We start from the raw sequence: 5,455 nt of genomic DNA, 5'->3' as shown, positions 1-5,455 counted from the left end.
CCTGCGGACTCCCTGCTTTTCTAGAAGCGGCCCAGATTGCCGTGCGGCTCGGCCATGGCCACGATCACCTTGCGCGGCCCCTTGAACGGCGAGCGCGCATGCGCCACCAGCATGTTGTCGAGCATCAGCACGTCGCCCTCCTCCCACGGGAAGGCCACCGTCTCCGCATCGAGCACGGCGCGCACCTCGGCGAAGATCTCATCGCTGATGGTCGAGCCGTCGGCAAAGAAGGTGTTCCGCGGCACGTTCTCGATGCCGTAGATTTCTTCGAGCACTTCGCGCTCCTCGGCCTCGCGCGCAGAGACGTGGAACAGGTGGGCCTGGTTGAACCACACCTGCTCGCCGGTCACGGGATGCGTCTCCACGGCCTGGCAAAGCTGCCGGGTGCGCAGGCCGCCGTCGTCCTTCCATTCCCACGAGATGCCCGAGCGCTCGCAGAAGGCCTGGACTTCGACGCGGCTTTCGGTGTTGAACACCTTCTGCCATGGCACGTCCATCTCGCCGAAGTTACGCACGTACAGGATGCCGGGCTCGAAGCGCTTGCGGATGTGCCCGGGCATGCGGCGGTAGACGGCGCGGCTGTCGGCAATGGGTGTCTCGCCGCCCTCGGGCGAGGCGGTCACGCAGTGGAACCAGATCTTCATCGGCCACTCGCGCGTGTAGGCCTGCTCGTTGTGCAGCGGGATGCTCTGGTGCGCCGGGTATTCGGTCGAGGTGTAGACACCTGCGCCGGTGGAGGCCGACACCGCGGAGCGCGGCGTGGAGGCGAACTCGTACTTCAGCAGCGGATGGCCGAACGACGAGGCGAACTGCTGGAAAGTTTCCACCGCCGGCACCGAGAAGCCGCGCAGCAGCACGCCGCCGGCGACAAGGAGCGACTCCTCGATCTGCGGACGCAGGCGTTGCACCGCCGAGAGCAGGTTTTCGCCGGCATGCGCGGGTGTCATGAGGACCGGGAGGTCGGAGCCGGCGGGCGCCTTGCTGCGCACGAACCGTGTGAGCGTTTCATTCATGTCGATTCCTTGGCACGCCACGCGAGCGCGGCGGCATAGCCCGTGGGCGCATCGAGCGCCACGGCTTGAAGACCGGACCATTCGGCAACGGCGCATTCGAGGACGTATCGCCCGTTCGCACCGGAGTGGATGCCGATGGATTGAAGGTGCTCGGCCACGCCGACGCCGACGGCCTTCAGCACCGCCTCCTTGCCCACCCAGCGGCTGTAGAGGGCCTGCAGCGGATCGCCAGCTTCCTGCAGCGCGCGGCGTTCGCTGCCGGTGAAGGCGAGCGAAGCGACGGCCTCGGCGTCGACGTCGCTCCTGCAGGCCTCGATGTCGATGCCCACCGCGCTGACCACGCGGGGATCGGCGAGCGCGATGAGTGCATGAGCGCCCGAGTGCGAGACGTTGAAGAGCGTCGCATCGCCACCGGCCACGTCGAGGAAGGGCTTGCGGTACAGGCCCGCCGCGAACCGTACGTCGGCCGGCTGGCAGCCCACGCGCCGCGCAAGCAGGCCGCGAAGGGCCGCGCGCGTGGCCGTGAAGCGCACGCGGTCGGCGGTGCGCGCATATCTGTCGGCCTGCGCGCGCTCGGCGAATGCCAGCAGTTGGCGCTCGGCCGAGACATCGGCGTCCAGGTCGAAGTCGAGGCGGTAGACCTCGATGCCTGCGGGACGCGGGTCAGGCCAGGACACGGGACGCATGGCGCTCTCCTGCAACGGCCTGGCCGAGTCGCTCTGTGAGCGCGGCCAGGAATGCTGTTTCGCGCTGCCGGATGAAGAAGTGGCCGCCGTCGAACCAATCGAGCGTGAAGACACCCCCCGCCTCGGCCGACCATGCATGGACGGAAGCCGCGTCGATGTCGTCCTCGCGCCCGGCAAAGACATGCACGGGCATGGGCAGCGGCGCATCTTCGCGGTACCGGAAGCTCTCGCACACGCGGTAGTCGGCGCCGAGCATGTCGAGCGTGATGCGCATGAGCTCCGCGCTCGCGAACACTTCCTCGGGCGTTCCGCCCTGCCTGCGCAACTCAGCCGTGAGCGATGCGTCGTCGGTCTTGCCTGCGAAGCGCGCAGGATCGCGCCGCGAAGGCGCACAGCTGCCGGAAGCCAGCAGCGCAAGCGGCAATGGGCGCCCCAACGATTGCAGCCGGCGGGTGATGCCGTAGGCCAGCAACGATCCCATGCTGTGGCCGAAGATCGCGAACTCGCCGCGCAGCGCCTCGGCCTGCTCCGCGCAGACCTGCGCAACGAGCTCATCGAAGTTCCGGACCAGGCGCTCGGACAGCCGGCCCCCGCGGCCGGGCAACTCCACGGGCACGATGCGGAGCCAGCGCGGCAGCAGCCGCCGCCAGCGCAGGTACATCGTTGCGCTGGCGCCCGCACAAGGCAGGCACAGCAGCGAGACGCTCGCGTCCACGCGCGTCAACCCGCCGCGGCTTGGGCTGCGATTCCTCCAGTCGCCGGGTTCTGCTGCGCCATCCACTCGCGCAGCGAACGCGGACGCATGTCGGTCCAGTTCTGCTCGACGTGGGCAAGCACGGTCTTCTTGTCGCCCTTGACGCCTTCTACCGCCGTCCAGCCCTTCGGTACGGCCTTCCAGTGGGGCCAGATGGAATACTGGTCTTCGTGGTTGACCAGAACGATGAAGGTCTCGTCTTCGCGATCGAAGCAACTCGTCGACATGGGTGCGTCCTTATGCGGTTGAACAGGATGAAAGGCGAGTCGACGGCCGGCTGGCCATCTCGTCGCTCCTGATCAACAAGACGTTTCAGGACACGATCTGTTCACTCCGCTGCTGCCGGCGGCACCAGTCCGGCCAGCAGCCACAGCCGGGCGGCTCTGTCGTAGGCCTTGCGGTGCAGGGGATCGGCAAGAAGCCAGGCCGTCATCTCGGCCCGCGCGCGGGCATCGAAGCTCTCGTGGTCGTACTCGCGCTGCACCCACTGCCAAGCGGTGCTCCAGATGGGGTCGTCCTGTTCTTGTGTCATGCGTGAAGGGTGTGAGGCATCACGCGACAGTACATCGGCACGTCGCGCGGGGGTTAAGGCTTTTACCCTACACCAAGCCCACGGGCGTGCAAAGGCTCAGTCGTCCTCGAGCAGGCGGCCGCATTCCCTGATCGCCTGCGCCGCCTCGGCAATCAGGCCGTTCACCAGTCCAAGCGCGCATCCCAGGCGCTGCGCGATGTCGCGCTGGGTGAGCCCTTCGAGCCGGTAGAGCTCGAACACCAGGCGCGTGCGCGCTGGGAGCCCGGCGAGCACCTTGTCGATGGCCTGGATCGCCTGGCGTTCGCGCATCAGGCGATCGGGGGTGGGCGCGCCGGCGACATCGAGCACTTCGACATCGACATCGAAGGTGCGGTAGGTGGCCTCGACGGTGTGGCGCCGGCAGCAGTCGAGCGCGACATTGCGCACGACCTGGCAGCAATAGCCGATCGGCCGATCGGCCTTGCGTACGCAAGGGCCGTCGGTGATCTTGAGGTAGGCGTCCTGCACGACATCGTCGGCCAGCTCCGCGGTGCGAACGATTCTTCGCGCCACGCGCAGGAGCTGAGCACGATTCGCGATGAAGACCTCCGCGAGCGTGGGCTCCGAAAGGTGCAGCGCGCTGTCGATCGGCTCTCGCATCATGCGAGGCGGGGCACGGATCGCCCAAGAGAACGTCGGCGAGGATGCAGACAGGTGAACATGAAGGCGCTACTCCTGAAGTATTCAATGCAAATGAGAACTATTACTACTTGTGGGTACAAAAAAACCCGATATCCCGCCCTCTTCGTGTCCCATATCCGTTAGACGTTTGAGCACGCAAAAGCGAGACAGGCGAGCGCCGGAAATCGGCCGGTCCGCTCATCGATGGTGGAGCGCCTGCATGACGGCAGGATGATCGGGTCCACCGCGCAACTAGAATTCCGCCCCTTTCCCCGATCCCTGCCCCATGAACATCGTCGTCAACGAAGAACTCAAAGCCTATATCGATCCATTGACTCCGGAGGAGCACGAGGCGCTGGAACGCAGCATCCTCACCGAAGGCTGCCGCGACGCACTGGTGCTGTGGGGCGACGTGCTGGTGGACGGCCACAACCGCTATGGCATCTGCCAGAAGCACGGGCTGCCGTTCCAGACGGTGCAGAACACGCGCTTCAAGACCATCGAGGACGTGCACCTGTGGATGATCGACCAGCACCTCGGGCGGCGCAGCATCTCGGACTTCCTGCGCGGCGTGCTGGCACTCAGGAAGAAAGACATCGTCGACGAGCGCCGTGCGCGCGCCTTGGCCGAGACGGCGCCGTCGGACGGCGACGGCGCGCCCTTCGATGCCGATGCGCCCGCTGCCGAGGCGTCTGCCGGCAGCGCCGCGGTCCTGCCCCCGCCTGCCCCCTTGAGCAGCCGCGAAGCCATCGCGAGGGCCGCGCGGCTGAGCAGCAACCAGGTCGTGATGATCGAGAAGATCCAGAAGCAGGCCGCGCCTGAACTGGTGGCGGCCGTGAAGTCGGGCGTGATCTCCATCAACACGGCGGCGGCCGTGGCGAGCCTGCCTGCCGAAGAGCAGGTGTCGGCGGCGAATGCGGGCAAGGACGAACTCAGGCAGGCCGCCAAGCGGGTTCGCGAGGCCAAGCGCAAGCCGCGCGAGGAGTCGGCCGAATCGGATCCGGCCGATCCATCCGCCAGGCAGCCCGACACTGTTCAGCTGCTGGAACAGCGCGTAGCCGAACTCACGGCCGAGAACGAGGGCCTGCGCCAGCAAGTCGCCGAACTGCAGGCGCAGCTGGCTACAGCCGGATCTCGGTGATCTTCGCGCCCGACAGCGAAACGCCCGCTTCCAGCCCCACATTGGTCAAGACGAAGCCGACCACCGGCTGGCGCAGCGTGTTGGTGTCGATGCTGCCGTTCGCGCCCATGGTTGCGGCGGCCACGGTGGCATCGGCCCCGGCCGTCCATCCCTTGCTGTTGCGGAACTTGTCGAGCGCGGCCTGCGTGGTGAACACGTAGATCACGGCCTTCGACTGGGCGCCGGCCTGGAAGCCGATCGAGCCGGCGGTGGTGCTGTAGTAGGCCTGCGTGCGGCCGTTCACGCGCAGCGCGCCCCGGCCGTATTCGGCGCCGATGCCCATGCTGGCGCCGACCACGGCGGGAAACACCAGCACGCCGCTGGATGAGGAAACAACCTCGCGCGAGCCCTTGACCGTGTCGTACAACTTGGACAATGCGGCGTCGACCTGGGCATCGATCGATGCACGCGTGGAAGCGCTGCTGGCCTGGTCCTGGGGCCGCGTGGTGGTGCAGCCCACCACCGCGGCACCGCCCACTGCAACGGCACACGCAAGCGCAAGGCTTCGGAACTGGATGGATCGCATGACGCTCTCCTTTGCTGGCTGGAACGATGGAAAGGCCGAGGCGCTTTCTTTCGCGGCCTCGGCAGCCTGTTCGAACACTCATGCTAAGACCGCAAAATACCGCT

Annotated in this window: 8 protein-coding genes; 1 reads left to right on the top strand and 7 read right to left on the bottom strand. The window is 66.9% G+C overall.

Features of this window, described 5'->3' with window-relative positions; genetic code table 11:
- Positions 1 to 20: 20 nt before the first annotated feature.
- From FB547_RS23455 to FB547_RS23430, 6 genes are all read right to left on the bottom strand, one after another.
- The gene (locus tag FB547_RS23455) at positions 21 to 1,013 is read right to left on the bottom strand and encodes a TauD/TfdA family dioxygenase (RefSeq protein ID WP_145746054.1); all 993 of its coding nucleotides are present in this window, start codon (positions 1,011 to 1,013) and stop codon (positions 21 to 23) included.
- On the bottom strand, positions 1,010 to 1,699 hold the full coding sequence (locus FB547_RS23450; RefSeq protein ID WP_145746053.1) for a 4'-phosphopantetheinyl transferase family protein: 690 nt from the start codon (positions 1,697 to 1,699) through the stop codon (positions 1,010 to 1,012). Before FB547_RS23450 ends, FB547_RS23455 begins: the two co-directional genes overlap by 4 nt.
- Positions 1,677 to 2,414: a thioesterase II family protein gene (locus FB547_RS23445; protein ID WP_145746052.1), complete on the bottom strand. Its 738-nt coding sequence runs from the start codon at positions 2,412 to 2,414 to the stop codon at positions 1,677 to 1,679. The genes FB547_RS23450 and FB547_RS23445 overlap by 23 nt, the downstream gene beginning before the upstream one ends.
- A gap of 5 nt (positions 2,415 to 2,419) precedes the next feature.
- Positions 2,420 to 2,680, bottom strand: coding sequence for an MbtH family protein (locus tag FB547_RS23440; protein WP_145746051.1), 261 nt, complete (start codon positions 2,678 to 2,680; stop codon positions 2,420 to 2,422).
- Positions 2,681 to 2,781: 101 nt separating this feature from the next.
- Entirely contained in the window at positions 2,782 to 2,985 is a 204-nt protein-coding gene (locus FB547_RS23435) for a DUF4880 domain-containing protein (protein WP_145746050.1), read from the bottom strand.
- A gap of 96 nt (positions 2,986 to 3,081) precedes the next feature.
- Positions 3,082 to 3,627: a sigma-70 family RNA polymerase sigma factor gene (locus FB547_RS23430; RefSeq protein ID WP_145746049.1), complete on the bottom strand. Its 546-nt coding sequence runs from the start codon at positions 3,625 to 3,627 to the stop codon at positions 3,082 to 3,084.
- A gap of 304 nt (positions 3,628 to 3,931) precedes the next feature.
- On the opposite strand from FB547_RS23430, the gene FB547_RS23425 reads away from it, so the two are divergent.
- Positions 3,932 to 4,786: a plasmid replication/partition related protein gene (locus FB547_RS23425; RefSeq protein ID WP_145746048.1), complete on the top strand. Its 855-nt coding sequence runs from the start codon at positions 3,932 to 3,934 to the stop codon at positions 4,784 to 4,786.
- On the opposite strand, the gene FB547_RS23420 is transcribed toward FB547_RS23425, so the two are convergent.
- Entirely contained in the window at positions 4,767 to 5,351 is a 585-nt protein-coding gene (locus FB547_RS23420; protein WP_145746047.1) for a YSC84-related protein, read from the bottom strand. The genes FB547_RS23425 and FB547_RS23420 overlap by 20 nt on opposite strands.
- Positions 5,352 to 5,455 lie beyond the last annotated feature (104 nt).

It is taken from the genome of Variovorax beijingensis (assembly GCF_007828835.1).
In the GTDB taxonomy this organism is placed as follows: domain Bacteria; phylum Pseudomonadota; class Gammaproteobacteria; order Burkholderiales; family Burkholderiaceae_C; genus Variovorax; species Variovorax beijingensis_A.
Note: the sequence above shows the minus strand (reverse complement) of the source record. Positions and strands in the feature narration are given on the sequence as shown.